Below are 16412 nucleotides of genomic sequence, written 5' to 3' on the forward strand. Positions count from 1 at the left end.
ATGAACGCTGTGCTCAGCCCCTCCGCGTCCACTTCCATCCCCGCGGATAATAAATTTACCGATTATAGAGTCGCCGACATGTCCCTTGCAGAATGGGGACGTAAGGAAATCGCCATTGCCGAAACCGAAATGCCCGGTTTGATGGCATTGAGGGAGGAATACGGCGCCGCCAAGCCCTTGGCCGGCGCGTTAATTGCCGGTTCCCTGCACATGACTATCCAGACCGCAGTGTTGATTGAAACACTGATCAAACTGGGCGCGCAAGTGCGCTGGGCATCATGCAATATCTTCTCCACACAGGACCATGCCGCGGCTGCTATCGCGGCAGCAAACATTCCGGTATTCGCATATAAGGGCGAGTCGCTGGATGATTACTGGGAATTTACCCACCGCATTTTCGAGTGGTCCGATGAAGATAGTGCGCCCAACATGATTCTGGATGATGGGGGTGACGCGACGCTGTTGATCATTTTAGGAAGCAGAGCCGAAACAGATCCCTCCGTCATTGCCAACCCCACTAACGAGGAAGAACACGCTCTGTTTGCCGCGATTCGGAAGCGGTTGAGCACTAGTCCCGGCTGGTATTCCAGCAGACGCGCCAATATCCGCGGCGTGACCGAGGAAACAACTACCGGCGTGCATCGCCTGTACGAGATGCAGAAAAAAGGCGAGCTGCCGTTTCCCGCGTTCAATGTCAACGATTCGGTGACCAAGTCCAAATTCGACAATCTTTACGGTTGCCGCGAGTCACTGGTTGACGGAATCAAACGCGCAACCGACGTCATGATTGCCGGGAAGATCGCGCTCGTCTGCGGCTATGGAGATGTGGGCAAGGGCTGCGCTCAATCATTGCGGGGTCTGGGCGCGACTGTATGGATTACCGAAATCGACCCCATTTGCGCGCTGCAGGCGGCAATGGAGGGATACCGGGTTGTTACGATGGACGAAGTATGCGATCAGGTGGATATTTTCGTGACCGCCACCGGCAACTTGCGTGTCATTACTCATGATCACATGCTGAGAATGAAGGACCAGGCCATTGTTTGCAACATCGGCCATTTCGATTCCGAAATAGACATCGCTTCGGTGCAGAAGTACCAGTGGGAGAATATCAAGCCGCAGGTGGACCACGTCATTTTCCCCACAGGGAGGCGCATTATCGTGCTGGCGAAGGGACGGCTGGTAAATCTGGGCTGCGGCACCGGGCACCCATCATTTGTCATGTCGACTTCGTTCACGAATCAGGTACTGGCACAAATGGAGCTTTGGCAAAATGGCCCAAGCTACCAGAAGAGCGTCTACGTGCTGCCCAAGCACCTGGATGAAAAAGTGGCAAGGCTTCATATCGGGAAGCTGGGCGTTAAACTCACCGAGTTGACCGAGGAGCAGGCGAGTTACCTGAACCTGGATAAGAACGGACCATACAAGCCGGGAATGTACCGGTACTAATTGCATGCGATGGGCGCGCAGCGGACGGCCATATGCCAGTCCGCTGCGCGCCTTTTTGTAATTGGCAGAGATGGAATCACAGAAAAAATTCGCCCCCACTTTCAGTTTCGAATTTTTCCCGCCGCAAACAGCGGAGGGAATCGAAAAGCTGCGCGCGACGCGCAGGCAGTTGGCACAGCTCAACCCTAAATTCTTTTCGGTCACCTTTGGCGCAGGCGGATCGACGCGCGACCGTACCCTCGAGACGGTGCTGGAAATCCAGGCGGAGGGTTATACCGTGGCGCCTCATCTTTCCTGCATCGGCGCAACCAGCGACAATATACGCAGCATGTTGCGACAATATCGGGACCGCGGCGTCCGCCATATCGTGGCCCTGCGAGGCGATTTACCGTCGGGCATGGCCCAAGGCGGAGAATTCCTTTATGCGCGTGAGCTGGTCGACTTTATCCGCGCGGAGTTCGGCGACACGTTTCATATCGAAGTGGCGGCCTATCCGGAATACCATCCACAGGCTGATTCAGCCCAGGAAGACTTACGCCACTTCAAGCAGAAGGTTGAGGCTGGGGCGGATTCCGCTATTACACAATATTTTTATAATGCGGACGCTTACTTCAGCTTCGTTGAGGCATGCGAGGCGATGGGCATCAATATTCCCATCGTGCCCGGCATCATGCCGATCAATAAATTCTCTCAACTGGCCAGGTTTTCCGACGCCTGCGGGGCCGAAATACCGCGATGGATCAGGAAAAGACTGGAAGGCTACGCCGATGATAGCGCATCAATACGCGCATTCGGATTGGATATCGTAACTGACGTCTGCGACCGACTGCTAAGCGGGGGTGCACCCGGTCTGCATTTTTATACGTTGAACTCAGCAGGCTTGACCAGCACAATCTGGCAACGGCTGGGTCTGTAGTTAGACCCGTAAGGGGATCAGGCTTTCACTTATTGACGTTTTCACCCACGTCCGCCATCCTACCTCAGCGGCGAGGCTCGTTACTTTGGTTCACCAGGGAAATGGTGGAGCGCAAAATTCGTTGTTCCCCTTTTTCCTCTGGCAGCATTCGCGGAAAGCGTAGAACCGAGGAGCGCGGCGTTGAGCGCTCCTCCCCCCGTCCGGTCGGGATCAGGCTGCTTTGGCCGACCCTTTGCTCTCCACCGGCAACGGATTGGCGGCATAGGTGTGATGCGCCGCTGATTCCGCCGCCCCATGCTCGACCTTCATGCCCATATCGGAGAACACTGTTTCCAGCGCACCCAGGCACAGCATGACATTTTCCATTCTGCTGGAATAACCCATCAGGCCGAAGCGCCAGATCTTGCCTGCCAAGTCGCCCAATCCGGCACCGATTTCGAGGCTATAATCGGCCAGCAGTCTGCGGCGCACCTCTTTCTCGTCAATGCCTTCAGGCACATTGACCGAGTTGAGCTGTGGCAAGCGGGCTTTTTCTTCGACCAGATATTGCATTCCCAGCGTTTCCAACCCTGCCTTCAGCGCGAGGTGGTTGCGTTGATGCCGTGCCCAGGAGTGTTCCAATCCTTCCTCGTACAGCATCACCAGCGCTTCGTGCAATGCGTAGAGCGCGTTTGTAGGCGCGGTATGGTGATACGTGCGGGTTGTGCCCCAATACCCGAGCAGCAGGTTGATGTCCATGAACCAGCTCTGCACTTTTCCCTTGCGATTCTTGACCAGTTCCACCACGCGCTCGGAGAAGCTGATAGGCGACAACCCGGGAGGGCAGGAAAGACATTTCTGGCTACCGGAGTAAATTGCATCGATCTTCCATTCATCAACCTTGAGCGGAGACCCACCCAATGACGTAACGGTATCGACGATGGTGAGGCAGTTGTGGCGATGCGCGATTTCGCAAAGGGTTTTCGCATCGGACAGAGCCCCGGTGGACGTCTCGGCATGTACAAAAGCAACTACCTTCGCGTCAGGGTTCTGCTTCAACGCGTCCTCCACCTTCTGTGGGTCAACTGGCGCTCCCCACTTATCCTCCACCACCACTGCCGTACCCCCGCAACGCTGCACATTCTCGATCATGCGCCCGCCAAATACCCCGTTGCGACACACGATCACCTTGTCACCGGGGCTGACCATGTTGACGAAACACATTTCCATCCCCACCGAGCCGGGGCCCGAGACCGGGAAAGTCAGCAGATTGGACGTTTGAAAGGCGTACCGCAGCAGGCTCTTCAGTTCTTCCATCATATCCGTGAACACCGGGTCGAGATGGCCGAGCGTTGGACGCGCCATGGCGGACAAGACGCGTGGATGCGTGTCCGACGGCCCGGGACCCATCAGAGTACGTTGCGGAGGATAAAATGTGCTGATCTTTTTGGCGGGGCCGAAATGTTGGGTCATGGTTGATCCTGAGTATGATGGGCTGAGTTTTAATCGATGGAAGCGGCGATTTTATCAAGGGTGATGCGATTTGGCTATCAGGGAAGTCGAGCTGATCGTCGTCACTTCGACCTCAAGGGCTAAACCCATGTGTGAAAGTGAATCGCTGCGTCGGGGATTTATCGCGTCAGCAATAACGGTCGGATGGATAAGCTCTGCGCGATTTTATCGGCTGCCTGCCTGGCCATGGTTTGATCCGGATAAGGTCCGGCATGAACCTTGAACAAGCCATCTTTGGCAATGATGCCCAGCGCATTGACCGTGGGGAGCTCGGCGCGCATGCGCGCCAAAAAATTATCGGCATTATCGTAGGCGCTGAATGCGCCCAGTTGCAGGTAAATTCCCCCTGCGTCTGTTGTGGCGGGTCCTTCCCCGGAACCGGAAACGGTCGTGCCGTATTGCGCCGGTGGGTCAGTGATTTCGAACAAGTCAGGTCCGTCCTCTTCCTTCTGTTGCTCGGCGGCCGACGACAAGTTTCCTTTTTCCCCGACCGCCGTGACTGTATGAGAAGGTGAGCGTTCGGCATTTGAGGTGCGCGCGGGCTTCCCGGTGGAACCCGAACCTCGAGCAGAAGCTTGCGCCGCGGCAACCTGCATAGCGGTTGTTGCGCCTGGTAGGATGGTTTCCACTTCCACCCAGGCACTTCCGCCACCCAGTACGTCGAGTTTGTACGCGGCTGTGTACGAGAGGTCAATAAGCCGTTCCGAGAGAAAGGGCCCGCGATCGTTGACGCGCACTACCACCGATCGACCGTTGCGTATATTGGTGACGAGCGCATAGCTGGGTATCGGCAAAGTGGGATGCGCAGCAGTCATCCCATACATGTCGTATAGTTCTCCGGACGCCGTCTTCAGTCCGTGGTAGCGGCGGCCATACCAGGACGCGATTCCTTTCTCCCGGTATGGCTCGAGGATCGTTCTAGGCGTATACCATTTCCCTAAAGCGACATATGGCCTCATGTTAGCAGGGCGCAACGGCTCATCGCGGGGGGTAGCATCCGGGATCGAGGCCAGGTCGGGCGGTGGGTTATGGCCCGGGCCGTCGTCCAGATAATAACCGCCCCGTTTTGCCGCGCTTGAGATGGCGCCGCTGGCGGAAGTGCCTTTCCCCGGCACGTCCCGTTTCAGGACGCTGCCGCAGCCAGCCAAGAAAATAATGAGGGTGCCCGCGATAATCCGCGTGGACGAGGTCACGCTAGCCGACCACAAATTTGATCCCGGATTGATGTCGTTCACGTCTTCACCAGTTTCGGATGCATTTGTATGCTCATCAAAATACCAAATCCCAGCAGCATTGTCACCATCGAGGTGCCGCCGTAGCTGATCAGCGGCAAAGGGACTCCCACCACCGGCAGAATACCGATCACCATGCCGATGTTCACGAAAATATAGGTCGCAAACGTGAGCGTGATCGATCCAGCAATCAAACGGGTAAACTGAGTTGAGGCATTGGCCGCAATAACCATGCCGCGGGCAATCACCGCGAGGTACAAGAGCAATAGCAGTGAATTACCGACGAGACCGAATTCCTCGGAAAATACTGCAAAGATGAAATCGGTGCTTTTCTCTGGAAGGAAGTCAAGATGGGTTTGGGTTCCCTGCTGCCAGCCCTTGCCCAGCGCGCCTCCCGAACCGATGGCGATGGTGGATTGAATGCTGTGGTAGCCAGCCCCAAGCGCATCCTGCGTAGGGTCAAGCAGGGTCATGACACGACGGCGTTGATAATCGTGCATCATCGACCACAGCACCGGTAGGCTACCCAGTCCCGCAACCGCCAACCCGGCCATGATGCGCCAGGAAAGCCCGGTGAGAAACAAGACAAAAAAACCACTCGAAGCAATCAACAACGCGGTGCCCAAATCGGGCTGACGCAAGATCATTACGACCGGCAGCAACAGGAGCAACGTTGCGACCGCATAGTCTCTCAGTCGCAACGTGGCTTCATGCTTGTCAAAATACCACGCCATCATCAGCGGCACCGCTATTTTCATCAGTTCCGAAGGCTGTATGCGCGTTACGCCAATGTTTAGCCAGCGCCTCGCGCCGTTGTTGATCTCGCCGAACAGCGCAACGCCCAGCAGCAGCAGGAGCCCCGTCATGTAAATGGGCAACGCGATGCGCATGATATGCTGGAGCGGAATGTTTGCCACCAGCCACATAATGCTAAGCGCTACCAGCATATTAACCGCCTGATTGGTGACCCGGTTAAGGTTCGCGTCTGTGGCGCTGTACAAAGTGAAAAGACCGGTCAGCATGAGCAACAGGATACCGCTCAACAGAACCCCGTCAACGTAACGCGTGAGGTAGTGCCAGAGCCGCAGGGGTTTAGTCATGCTCGCCCTCCTCATCAGTCTGGGCGACGGGTTTTGCTGCCTCCGCTTCAGGCAGCTTGCCGAGCAGATAGTAGTCCATTACTACCCTTGCGATCGGCGCAGCGGCGGCGCCGCCATGCCCGCCATTTTCAACGAGCACCGACAGGGCAATTTTTGGATTTTCAGCCGGGGCGTAGGTAATGAACAGCGCGTGGTCGCGATGGCGGTCCTGTACCTTGCTTTCCACATATTTTTCGCCCTGCTTGATGCCCACCACTTGCGAAGTACCGGTTTTTCCGGCAAAAGTATAGCCGGCGCCAGCGCCGGCAAGCGCGGCAGTGCCTCCCGGCCGGGTTACGTCCACGAGCGCGTTTTGCACCGCCTGCAAATTACCGGGACTGAGGTCCAGCGTGTATAGCGGATGTGTAGCGATCTCGCGCAGTACTTCATTGTTGTTGCCCAGGACATTCTTTACCAGATGCGGCCGGAACGCGGTCCCTTTGCCGGCCAGGACCGCGGTCGCGAAAGCCAGTTGCAGGGGCGTAGTCAAATTGTAGCCTTGACCTATGCCCACGGAGATCGTATCGCCCGCGTACCACTTCTGCTTGTACCGCTTCATTTTCCATTCCTGGGACGGTAACAGGCCGCTCACTTCGCCATCGATATCGATTCCGGTTTTCTTTCCCAGCCCGAACTGGCCAATGAAGTTGTAGATATTGTCGATGCCGAGGTCATTGGCAAGCGCGTAGTAATACGTGTCACAGGATACGACCAGAGACTTGTGGAGATCCACGACGCCGTGGCCCCCAGCTTTCCAGTCCCGGAAGCGGTGCGTGCTGCCCGGCAGACTGAAGTAACCGGGATCATCAATGGAATGTTGAGTTGCGCGTTTCTTGAGCTCCAGGCCAGCCAGCGCCATGAACGGCTTGAATGTGGAACCCGGCGGGTACAACCCGCGCAATGCACGGTTATTAAGCGGCCGGTCGATGGAATTGTTCAGCAGATCCCAATTTTCCGAGTCAATGCCATCGACAAAGAGATTGGGGTCGAAACCGGGTTTGCTGACGAAGGCGAGCACGTCGCCAGTTTCGGGCTCAATCGCAACCAGTGCTCCGCGCCGGTCGCCAAATGCCCTTTCCGCCACCTCCTGCAATTTGGAATCGAGTGATAGCGTGAGGTTATTGCCAGAAATCGGAGGTGTGCGGGAGATCACCCGGATCACTCTTCCGGCGGCGTCGGTTTCCATTTCCTCGAAGCCGGTGATACCGTGCAGCTCATTTTCATAACTCTGCTCGATACCGATCTTGCCCATGTATTGCGAACCGCGATAATTGGCCAGCCCGTTGTTGGCCTCCAGTTGCTCCAGATCCTTGTCATTGATACGACCAATATACCCTATGACGTGCGACGCCATTTCCCCCTTGGGATATTGACGGAATAAACGTGCCTTGATTTCAACCCCAGGAAAACGATAACGATTCGCGGCAAAGCGCGCAACTTCAACGTCCGTCAGGCGTGTACGGATGGGAAGGCTCTCGAATCTCTTGCTCTCGTCCATCAGTTTCTTGAACCGCTTACGGTCACGCGCGGCGATCTCGACCACGGTGGACAACTCGTTAATGAGATCCTCAAGGTTGGCCACCTTGCTCGGAACAATCTCAAGTGTGTAAGCGGAATAGTTATGCGCAAGCACTTCGCCATTGCGGTCGAATATCAATCCCCGGTTCGGTACGATTGGCGCGATAGAGATACGGTTGGCTTCCGCCAATGTGTGGTAGTGCTCACGTTGAGATACCTGGAGATAGAAGAAGCGCGCGAACAACACGAGGAACAGCAACAGCACGAACCCTGCGCTGACGGCGAGCCGCAACTGAAAACGTTGCAACTCGCGCGGATGATTACGAAGCTCTACCGTGCGGCTCATCGTACATCGTTATCAGGCCTGGGCTTCTGCGGCATTCTCAATAACGAGGAGAAGAATGGCCACAACAGCGTTCCGGTAATGCTGGGAAGAAAGAAATCGCGACCTGGAAACTGGGACCCATCCAGAAGTCCGGTTAGAAGCATGATGAATTGACCTGCAAGTAAAATCAATCCTATCTGTGGCGCCTGCTTCCAGACGCCGAAAATGCTGAAACGCCGGTGGAACGCCAACGCGACAAATGCCATTACGCTATATGCGAGGGCGTGCTGGCCAAATGTGCTGGCGTTGCCGATATCCGTTAGAAGACCCATGACGAAGGCCATGCTGATACCGGCACGCTGCGGTTGGTTGATACACCAGTAGAGTATCGCCATGGCTACGAAATCCGGCCATAACGCCATCGCCAGGCCTTTCAGCGGCAGCAGATTCAGCACTAGCGCCAGCGTCAAGCTGACTACAATGACGGAACCTTTTACCGGCAGAAGGATTTCCTGTTTAGGGTGATTAGCGAATGCCAACTTTTTCCCGTTTCTTGTTATTGGGCTTCATTTCGATCGCCTCCGCGGGGATCTCGGGAGCCGGCGGCAGCATGGACAGGATCAGCAGCTGGCGGTTGTTTGCGACGCCGGCAACGGGTATGCAGGTAACCCGGGCAAAGACATAAGTGGGATTCCGCTCTATCTTCGAAACCACCGCAACGGGTAGCCCGGGCGGATAGACCCCGTCTATTCCCGAGGTTATTAGTGAATCGCCCTCCTGAATATCGGTGTTGCCCGCCATATAACGCAGCTCGAGCGTTGCATCCTTTCCGGTCCCTGATACGACTGAGCGCAAGCCATTGCGCACGACCTGGACCGGCACCGAATGGTCCTTATCCGTAATAAGCGTCACTTCGGATACCCACGGATAGTTGCGGGTAACCTGTCCCACTACTCCGGCATCGTCCACCACGACCTGCCCCGGCTGAATTCCGCTTTGGCTGCCCTTGTCAAGCATGACCTTGCGGTTAAAGGGGTCGCGTGGAATGTGCAGGATTTCAGCCATGACTGCCTTGCCTTGGACTCGCTGCGCGGCATCCAGAAGCTTGCGCAAATGCACGTTTTCGGCTTCAAGCGCTTGCAATCGCTGGAGTTGCTCCTGGTCGAAGAGTTTCTGTTGACGGAGTTCCGCGTTCTCCCCGGCCAGTTGGTGCCCGACAAAGAATTCGCTTATGTTGTCATAAACCGCGACGGGAATATTAGCGAGCTTCTGAAGGGGATAGATCACCGCAGATAAAACCTGGCGGACTTCGGCTACATACTTAAACCGGGTGTCCACGGCCATCAGGATCAATGACAGCATTACGAAAAAGACCAGACGGGCCAGGAGACTGGGGCCGTGCCGGAAAAACTGCGGGGCCGTTTCCATCACGTTCCAGGTTTCGCGGTTTCCAAGTCAAGCCTTGTCCGGTCAGGCGCCAACCCGAGTATCCCGTCTAATCGCTGGCGAATATGCCGACCAGCTGATCCATGTTTTCCAGCGCAATTCCAGATCCTCGCACTACGCAGGTGAGCGGATCTTCCGCAATTATGACGGACAATCCGGTCTCTTCCATGAGTAAACGGTCGATATCGCGCAGCAAGGCGCCGCCACCGGTTAGCACCATTCCCTTTTCGGCAATGTCCGCACCGAGTTCGGGCAGGGTATGCTCCAAGGCAGATTTAACCGCGCTGACGATACTATTGAGGGGGTCGGTCAGCGCCTCCAGTATTTCGTTGCTCGAAATCGTAAAGCTGCGCGGTATTCCTTCCGCCAGGTTGCGTCCTTTAACTTCCATTTCCCTTACTTCCGAACCCGGAAACGCTGACCCGATCTCCTTCTTGATTAATTCGGCGGTCACCTCGCCGATCAACATCCCATAATTGCGACGGATATAATTAATAATTGCCTCGTCGAACTTGTCGCCGCCAACTCGCACTGAATTGGAATATACGATACCGCCCAACGAAATCACGCCCACTTCTGTCGTGCCGCCACCTATATCGACCACCATCGATCCTGTTGCTTCCTCGACCGGCAGATTTGCCCCGATGGCTGCCGCCATCGGTTCCTCGATCAATTCCACCTTGCGCGCTCCGGCGCCGTACGCCGCTTCGCGAATAGCGCGGCGCTCGACTTGAGTAGAGCCATAGGGAACGCAAATAACGATGCGGGGATTGGCGGAAAATAGCCGGGGCGGATTCACTTTCTTGATGAAGTGTTTCAGCATCTGTTCAGTAACCGTGAAGTCGGCAATGACGCCATCCTTCATGGGGCGAATAGCGGTAATGTTACCCGGGGTGCGTCCCAGCATTTGCTTGGCCGCCAGCCCGACTTGCTGAATTATCTTTTTGCCATTGGGTCCGCCATCCTGACGTATCGCCACCACTGAGGGTTCGTTCAGCACGATGCCCTGACCGCGAACGTAAATCAGGGTATTGGCCGTTCCCAGATCTATCGCCATGTCAGTCGAAAAATAACCTCTCAGTACATTATTGTTGATGAAATTAAGCATGATTTACGGAATCCGGTGCAGACGACGATGGTAAAAAGCGCGTGAAAAGAATGCGTCCCTCAGGCGGGCTATGATACTCTATTAGCTATTTGAATATAAGGGTTATAAAGGGATTCAACGAGTCAATGTCACTTTCTCTGGATGATGTGAAACGGGTCGCCAGCTTGGCCCGTATTGAAATTGGCGAGGAAGAAGCTGCTACCGTCCTCGGGCAATTATCGGGTATTTTCAGTCTCATCCAGCAGATGCAGGCGGTGGATGCGACCGCAATCGCACCCATGGCGCACGCACAGGATGTGACACAGCGCCTGCGCCCGGATGTGGTGACCGAGACCGATCAGCGCGAGTTGTTCCAATCGATCGCGCCTCAGGTCCAAGCTGGGCTTTACCTGGTGCCGAAAGTGATCGAATAACACCTGCTTGGACCTGCATCCCCCCTCCCTCCACCTTTCATCCGTGATCTTTCAGGATTTGCGTCATTCTGCGAAAAACCTATGTTGAACGCCAGCCTCAGCCAACTGTCCGCGCTGCTCGCCGCAAAAAAAATTTCCAGCGTTGAGTTGACCGCTGAGTTTTTCAAGCGAGCCCAAGCGCTGAATTCGCACTACAACGCCTTCATTACTCTTTCTGAAGAGACTAGCCTTGCCCAGGCACGTGCGGCTGACAGGCTGATCGCATCCGGCGGGGCAAAGCCTCTGACCGGCGTGCCGATTGCCCAAAAGGATATTTTCTGTACGAAGGGGTGGCTCACCACCTGTGGGTCAAGGATGCTGTCGAACTTCGTTTCGCCCTACGACGCCGGGGTGATCGAGCGTTTCAATGCGGCCGGTGCCGTTAACATCGGCAAGACCAATATGGATGAGTTCGCCATGGGGTCAAGCAACGAGACCTCCTTTTACGGACCAGTAAAGAATCCATGGGATATCGCGGCGGTGCCGGGCGGCAGCTCGGGCGGTTCCGCTTGTGCGGTCGCTGCCCGCCTGGCTCCGGCCGCAACCGGTACGGATACTGGTGGCTCCATCCGCCAGCCCGCGGCTCTATGTGGCATCTCCGGACTTAAACCCACCTACGGGCTGGCGTCGCGCTACGGAATGATCGCTTTCGCTTCCAGTCTGGATCAAGCCGGACCCATGGCAAAGTCAGCCGAAGATTTGGCATTGATGCTGAATGTCATGACGGGGTTTGATCCCCGCGATTCGACCAGCCTCCAGCGCGAGCCGGAAGATTACACGCGCGATTTGCAAAAGCCCTTGGATGGTTTACGTATCGGCCTCCCGAAAGAATATTTTGTTGATGAGATAAGCGATGATGTGGCCCGCGCGGTGGAGGCAAGCCTCGCTGAGTATCGTAAGCTTGGAGCAAAAACGGTTGAAGTATCGCTGCCCAATACGAGCCTGTCCGTTCCTGTTTACTATGTGCTCGCTCCGGCAGAAGCGTCGAGCAATCTTTCGCGCTTTGACGGCGTGCGGTATGGATATCGGGCGCCAGAATACGACGACCTCAACGACATGTACCGCAAAAGCCGCGCTCATGGTTTCGGCGCGGAGGTAAAGCGACGAATCCTGATCGGTACTTACGTTCTATCGCACGGGTATTACGACGCCTACTATATTCAGGCGCAAAAACTGCGCCGACTGATCGCGCAGGATTTTGCGGAGGCGTTCAAGCAGTGCGACATCATAATGGGGCCCACTTCTCCCACCGTTGCTTTTAATCTGGGCGAGAAAAGCAACGACCCGGTGCAAATGTATTTGTCCGATGCCTATACCATCGCTGTCAACCTAGCCGGCTTGCCTGGGATGTCGATTCCTGTAGGCTTTGGCAATAAAAACAGGCCGGTCGGGTTGCACATCGTGGGAAATTATTTTTCCGAAGCGCAGATGTTGAATGTGGCGCACCGATACCAGCTGGCCACGGACTGGCACACGCGTATGCCGGCTGAACCCGGCAATATCGACTAACTTTTAGTCGTCAGTTAAGGAGAAGCGGTTTGCCGGGTGGATTTGCTTCGTGACAGTTCAGATACGCGTTCGTAATTAAATGAGGTCCTCTTAATGCAATGGGAAACCGTGATCGGTCTTGAAGTTCACGCGCAACTCTCGACCCAATCTAAAATATTCTCAGGCGCATCCACAGCGTTTGGCGTCGCGCCGAACGCGGAAGCCTGCGCCGTGGATCTTGCGTTGCCGGGGGTCCTGCCTGTCTTGAATCGCGGCGCAGTCGAGCGCGCAATCAGGTTCGGGTTGGCGGTAGGGGCAAAAATCAACTCCCCGTCAATCTTTGCGCGGAAAAATTACTTCTATCCGGATCTGCCCAAAGGGTATCAGATCAGCCAATATGAGCTGCCAGTGGTCGAGGGCGGCACTGTCACGTTCCAGGTCGCCGAAACGGAGAAGACGGTCCGCCTCGTTAGGGCGCATCTGGAGGAAGATGCGGGAAAGTCGTTGCACGAGGATTTTCACGGCATGACCGGCATCGACTTGAATCGTGCCGGAACCCCGTTGCTCGAGATCGTTTCCGAACCTGATATGCGCAGCAGCGCAGAAGCAGTGGCTTATGCCAAAATCTTGCATTCGCTGGTACGCTGGATCGGCATCTGCGACGGTAATATGCAGGAAGGCTCGTTCCGCTGCGACGCCAATGTGTCGGTGCGGCCCCGCGGATCCAACAAGCTTGGCACCCGCTGTGAAATAAAAAATCTCAACTCGTTCCGCTTTCTTGAGAAGGCCATAGATCACGAAGCGAGACGCCAGATCGAGATCATCGAGGAAGGTGGAATCATTCAGCAGCAAACCCGGCTCTACGATCCGGATAAAGATGAAACCCGAGCCATGCGCAGCAAGGAGGACGCGCAGGATTACCGTTATTTTCCCGATCCGGATTTGCTGCCGCTCGAAATCTCTGAGAACTGGATTTCGGAAGTGCGAAGCGCGTCGCCGGAATTACCATCCCAGATGCGAAGCCGACTGGAGCGCGACTATGGACTTTCTTCATATGATTCCGCGACGCTAACCGCTGACCGCGATATCGCAGAGTATTTTGAAGCCGTTGCCCGCAAACTTCCTTCCGACCCGAAACTGTGCGCAAATTGGGTGATGGGCGAAACCTCCGCCTATCTCAATGATGAGGGAAGGTCCTTCGATCGTTGCCCACTGTCTCCCAATGAGCTTGCCCAGCTTTTAACACGTATCAAAGATGGTACGATTTCCGGAAAGATGGCGAAGGAAGTGTTCAGGCAAATGTGGATCAAGCGCAGGGACGAGGCAACGGCCTGGAAGAGCCGAAACGCGCAAATGGCTGAAAGCCTGGCTGATCAAATTATTGAGTCGCAGGGATTGAAGCAGATCTCGGACTCAGGCGCCCTGGAAAACCTGATCGCCGAGGTTATCGCGGCGAATGCAAAATCGGTGGAAGAATTCAAGGCTGGCAAGGAGAAAGCCTTTAATGCCCTCGTAGGGCAGGTGATGAAGGCCGCCAAGGGAAAGGCAAATCCCACGCAGGTAAACGAGATACTGAGAAACAAACTGAAGTGAAGGAGAGTTGGCAGCGGTTTGGTGAAGCGTCAGTTCGTGGCCGGTTATCTTTCCCGCCAATATCTAAAGGTTCACGCTGCGTCCCCCATCCACCGCGATAATCTGGCCGGTGATATAAGGCGCATCGGCAATCAGGAAGGCTACGGTTTTCGCGATGTCCTCCGGCTCTCCAGTCCGTTTGAGCAGTGTCCGCCCGATGATATGCTGGCGCGAAGCTTCATCCATCCACTCGCCTTCTTCAGGCCACAGGATGGGCCCTGGAGAAACTCCGTTCACCCTGACTTCCGGCGCGAGCTCAACGGCGAGTGAACGGGTCAGCGAAGCGAGGCCGCCCTTGGCGGCGTTATATACCACGTATCGTTTCAGTGGCCACTCAGAGTGGATATCGACAATGTTCACGATGCAGCCTTGCTGCATCCTGAGCTGGGGCGCCGCCGCTTGCGAAAGAAACAGCGGCGCCTTAAGGTTGCTGCCGATAAGATCATCCCATATGTCCTCTGTGATCTCCCCCAGGGGAGTGGCGAAAAAGCTGGAAGCATTATTGACAAGCACGTCCAGTCTGCCGAAGTGGCTCATCGTTTCGTCAATCAAATCGGGTAGCCGATTAATGTCCAGCAGGTCTGCCTGCACGAGCGCAACCGAACCGGGGCGGACCTGATCAAGCTCGCTTTTCAACGCCCGCGCATCGTTCGCGGAGGCTCGATAATGGACCACCACGTTTGCGCCCTGCGCATGCAAGCGTCGACAGGTAGCCGCGCCTACACGCCTCGCCCCTCCGGTGACCAGTATCACTTTCCCTTGCATTGCTATCTCCTCTACACTTGCACACTCGCGAAACAGGCGCGACTTTCAATTTCACTAGCGCCAGCTCCAAAAAGAGGCGCTCGATAGTAAAGAGTAGCATAGAGCCCATGCAGCCACTATCACCTCAACCACCGTTACCGGCACCGAGCCACGCGGCCCTCGAGCATAGTCGCGCGGTGAAGGAGTTGATCAAAGCAGAAATAGCTGGGGCTGGCGGCTGGATTTCGTTTGAGCATTACATGAGGCTGGCGTCGTATGCGCCGGGTATGGGTTATTACAGCGGGGGCGCTGCTAAATTCGGGCAGGAAGGCGATTTTGTGACCGCACCGGAAATCTCTTCTCTGTACGGTAGAGCCGTGGCACGACAAGCGGCGCAGGTGCTCGGAAACGAGGATAAGGGTGATATTCTGGAATTCGGAGCCGGAACTGGCAAGCTCGCGCTCGATTTATTGCTTGAGCTGGAAAAACTTGGGTGTTTACCAAGGCATTATTTCATTCTCGAAGTCAGCGCGGAACTGCAACAGCGGCAACAAGTTTTACTTGAACGCCGGGCGCCGCATCTGGCGGCCAGGGTGATTTGGCTGACGCAATTGCCCGAGCAATTCAATGGACTGATACTTGCCAATGAAGTGCTCGACGCTATGCCGGTACATCTCGTCCGGTGGCGCGGCTTCCAACTGTTGGAGCGAGGGGTGGAGACAGATGCGGACGAATTCAAGTGGAGCGATCGTCCACTGATACAAGGGGAGCTGTTTCAAGCGGCTTCCATCCTACGTCCGTTGGCTGATCTGGAAATGGGAGGCGTCGGCCCCCACCGTGGCAGCGACCGGGGGGGCGACTATGTCAGCGAAATAAGTCTCGCCGCCCGGCACTTCATGCTCAGCCTGAGCGGAATGCTGAAGCAGGGCGCGATTCTCCTGATTGACTATGGTTTTGGGCATAACGAGTATTACCACCCGCAGCGTCATCGCGGGACCCTGATGTGCCACTACCGGCATTATGCGCATGATGACCCGTTTTATCTACCCGGCCTGCAGGACATCACCAGCCATGTGGACTTCAGCGCGATTGCCGAGGTTGCGCACAAAACGGGGCTGGATTTGCTGGGCTATACCAGTCAAGCACATTTTCTCATCAACTGCGGCATAACAGAGCTTCTGGCGCAGATCCCCGCCGAGAATGCGAGGGATTATCTGCCACTTGCAAACCAGGTCCAGAAGCTGCTGAGCCCGGCTGAAATGGGAGAATTATTCAAAGTTATCGCCTTTGGCAAAAATGTTTCCACACCTCTGACAGGATTTGCCAGCGGCGATAAAAGCCGCATGTTGTAGAAAATGCCGGCCAGGCCGCCCATCCTGTCATTGGGAGAAGTCCAGATCTCGCGTCCACTTGTGGTTCAGTTCCTCCCGCTCAGGTTGCTCGTTCGACGTGCTATGATTTTAAGAGAAATG

General features: G+C 55.6%; 14 protein-coding genes. 6 read left to right on the plus strand and 8 right to left on the minus strand.

Going from position 1 to position 16412, the window contains the following annotated elements; genetic code table 11:
- Both ahcY and metF read left to right on the plus strand, forming a co-directional pair.
- Window positions 1–1449, plus strand: coding sequence for an adenosylhomocysteinase (gene ahcY / locus C8R31_RS08275; RefSeq protein ID WP_107693611.1), 1449 nt, complete (start codon window positions 1–3; stop codon window positions 1447–1449).
- 70 nt (window positions 1450–1519) lie between these two features.
- Entirely contained in the window at window positions 1520–2365 is an 846-nt protein-coding gene (gene metF, locus C8R31_RS08280; protein ID WP_107693612.1) for a methylenetetrahydrofolate reductase [NAD(P)H], read from the plus strand.
- A 210-nt stretch (window positions 2366–2575) separates the two neighbouring features.
- Here metF and C8R31_RS08285 read toward each other — a convergent pair whose 3' ends face one another.
- The 7 genes from C8R31_RS08285 to C8R31_RS08315 form a co-directional block, all read right to left on the minus strand.
- The gene (locus C8R31_RS08285; protein ID WP_107693613.1) at window positions 2576–3817 is read right to left on the minus strand and encodes an alanine--glyoxylate aminotransferase family protein; all 1242 of its coding nucleotides are present in this window, start codon (window positions 3815–3817) and stop codon (window positions 2576–2578) included.
- Window positions 3818–3975: 158 nt separating this feature from the next.
- On the minus strand, window positions 3976–5091 hold the full coding sequence (locus tag C8R31_RS08290; RefSeq protein ID WP_308811265.1) for a septal ring lytic transglycosylase RlpA family protein: 1116 nt from the start codon (window positions 5089–5091) through the stop codon (window positions 3976–3978).
- The gene (gene rodA, locus C8R31_RS08295; RefSeq protein WP_107693614.1) at window positions 5088–6188 is read right to left on the minus strand and encodes a rod shape-determining protein RodA; all 1101 of its coding nucleotides are present in this window, start codon (window positions 6186–6188) and stop codon (window positions 5088–5090) included. The genes C8R31_RS08290 and rodA overlap by 4 nt, the downstream gene beginning before the upstream one ends.
- Window positions 6181–8091 carry a penicillin-binding protein 2 gene (mrdA, locus tag C8R31_RS08300; protein ID WP_107693615.1) on the minus strand — a complete coding sequence of 637 codons (1911 nt, stop codon included), beginning with the start codon at window positions 8089–8091 and terminating at the stop codon, window positions 6181–6183. Before mrdA ends, rodA begins: the two co-directional genes overlap by 8 nt.
- The gene (gene mreD, locus C8R31_RS08305; RefSeq protein ID WP_107693616.1) at window positions 8088–8609 is read right to left on the minus strand and encodes a rod shape-determining protein MreD; all 522 of its coding nucleotides are present in this window, start codon (window positions 8607–8609) and stop codon (window positions 8088–8090) included. Before mreD ends, mrdA begins: the two co-directional genes overlap by 4 nt.
- Window positions 8596–9498, minus strand: coding sequence for a rod shape-determining protein MreC (gene mreC, locus C8R31_RS08310; RefSeq protein WP_107693617.1), 903 nt, complete (start codon window positions 9496–9498; stop codon window positions 8596–8598). Before mreC ends, mreD begins: the two co-directional genes overlap by 14 nt.
- 67 nt (window positions 9499–9565) lie before the next feature.
- Window positions 9566–10624, minus strand: coding sequence for a rod shape-determining protein (locus tag C8R31_RS08315; RefSeq protein WP_107693618.1), 1059 nt, complete (start codon window positions 10622–10624; stop codon window positions 9566–9568).
- A 125-nt stretch (window positions 10625–10749) separates the two neighbouring features.
- Here C8R31_RS08315 and gatC point away from each other — a divergent pair, with 125 nt between their 5' ends.
- From gatC to gatB, 3 genes are all read left to right on the plus strand, one after another.
- Window positions 10750–11037 (plus strand): Asp-tRNA(Asn)/Glu-tRNA(Gln) amidotransferase subunit GatC, encoded by a 288-nt coding sequence (gene gatC, locus C8R31_RS08320; protein WP_107693619.1) that lies wholly within the window; start codon window positions 10750–10752, stop codon window positions 11035–11037.
- An 81-nt stretch (window positions 11038–11118) separates the two neighbouring features.
- On the plus strand, window positions 11119–12585 hold the full coding sequence (gene gatA, locus C8R31_RS08325) for an Asp-tRNA(Asn)/Glu-tRNA(Gln) amidotransferase subunit GatA (RefSeq protein ID WP_107693620.1): 1467 nt from the start codon (window positions 11119–11121) through the stop codon (window positions 12583–12585).
- Window positions 12586–12678: 93 nt separating this feature from the next.
- Window positions 12679–14157, plus strand: coding sequence for an Asp-tRNA(Asn)/Glu-tRNA(Gln) amidotransferase subunit GatB (gene gatB / locus C8R31_RS08330; RefSeq protein WP_107693621.1), 1479 nt, complete (start codon window positions 12679–12681; stop codon window positions 14155–14157).
- A 63-nt stretch (window positions 14158–14220) separates the two neighbouring features.
- Here gatB and C8R31_RS08335 read toward each other — a convergent pair whose 3' ends face one another.
- A complete protein-coding gene (locus tag C8R31_RS08335; protein WP_107693622.1) occupies window positions 14221–14961 on the minus strand; it encodes a pteridine reductase in 741 nt (246 codons plus the stop codon).
- Window positions 14962–15068: 107 nt separating this feature from the next.
- Between C8R31_RS08335 and C8R31_RS08340 the strand changes: the two genes are divergently transcribed.
- Entirely contained in the window at window positions 15069–16292 is a 1224-nt protein-coding gene (locus C8R31_RS08340) for a class I SAM-dependent methyltransferase (protein ID WP_107693623.1), read from the plus strand.
- Window positions 16293–16412: the final 120 nt, after the last annotated feature.

This window comes from Nitrosospira sp. Nsp2, from assembly GCF_003050965.1.
Classification (GTDB): Bacteria; Pseudomonadota; Gammaproteobacteria; order Burkholderiales; family Nitrosomonadaceae; genus Nitrosospira.

Coding starts and splice junctions, on each gene's coding strand:
- ahcY (WP_107693611.1), top strand. CDS start 1: ATGAACGCTGTGCTCAGCCCCTCCGCGTCCACTTCCATCCCCGCGGAT.
- metF (WP_107693612.1), top strand. CDS start 1,520: ATGGAATCACAGAAAAAATTCGCCCCCACTTTCAGTTTCGAATTTTTC.
- C8R31_RS08285 (WP_107693613.1), bottom strand. CDS start 3,817: ATGACCCAACATTTCGGCCCCGCCAAAAAGATCAGCACATTTTATCCT.
- rodA (WP_107693614.1), bottom strand. CDS start 6,188: ATGACTAAACCCCTGCGGCTCTGGCACTACCTCACGCGTTACGTTGAC.
- mrdA (WP_107693615.1), bottom strand. CDS start 8,091: ATGAGCCGCACGGTAGAGCTTCGTAATCATCCGCGCGAGTTGCAACGT.
- mreC (WP_107693617.1), bottom strand. CDS start 9,498: ATGGAAACGGCCCCGCAGTTTTTCCGGCACGGCCCCAGTCTCCTGGCC.
- C8R31_RS08315 (WP_107693618.1), bottom strand. CDS start 10,624: ATGCTTAATTTCATCAACAATAATGTACTGAGAGGTTATTTTTCGACT.
- gatC (WP_107693619.1), top strand. CDS start 10,750: ATGTCACTTTCTCTGGATGATGTGAAACGGGTCGCCAGCTTGGCCCGT.
- gatA (WP_107693620.1), top strand. CDS start 11,119: ATGTTGAACGCCAGCCTCAGCCAACTGTCCGCGCTGCTCGCCGCAAAA.
- gatB (WP_107693621.1), top strand. CDS start 12,679: ATGCAATGGGAAACCGTGATCGGTCTTGAAGTTCACGCGCAACTCTCG.
- C8R31_RS08335 (WP_107693622.1), bottom strand. CDS start 14,961: ATGCAAGGGAAAGTGATACTGGTCACCGGAGGGGCGAGGCGTGTAGGC.
- C8R31_RS08340 (WP_107693623.1), top strand. CDS start 15,069: ATGCAGCCACTATCACCTCAACCACCGTTACCGGCACCGAGCCACGCG.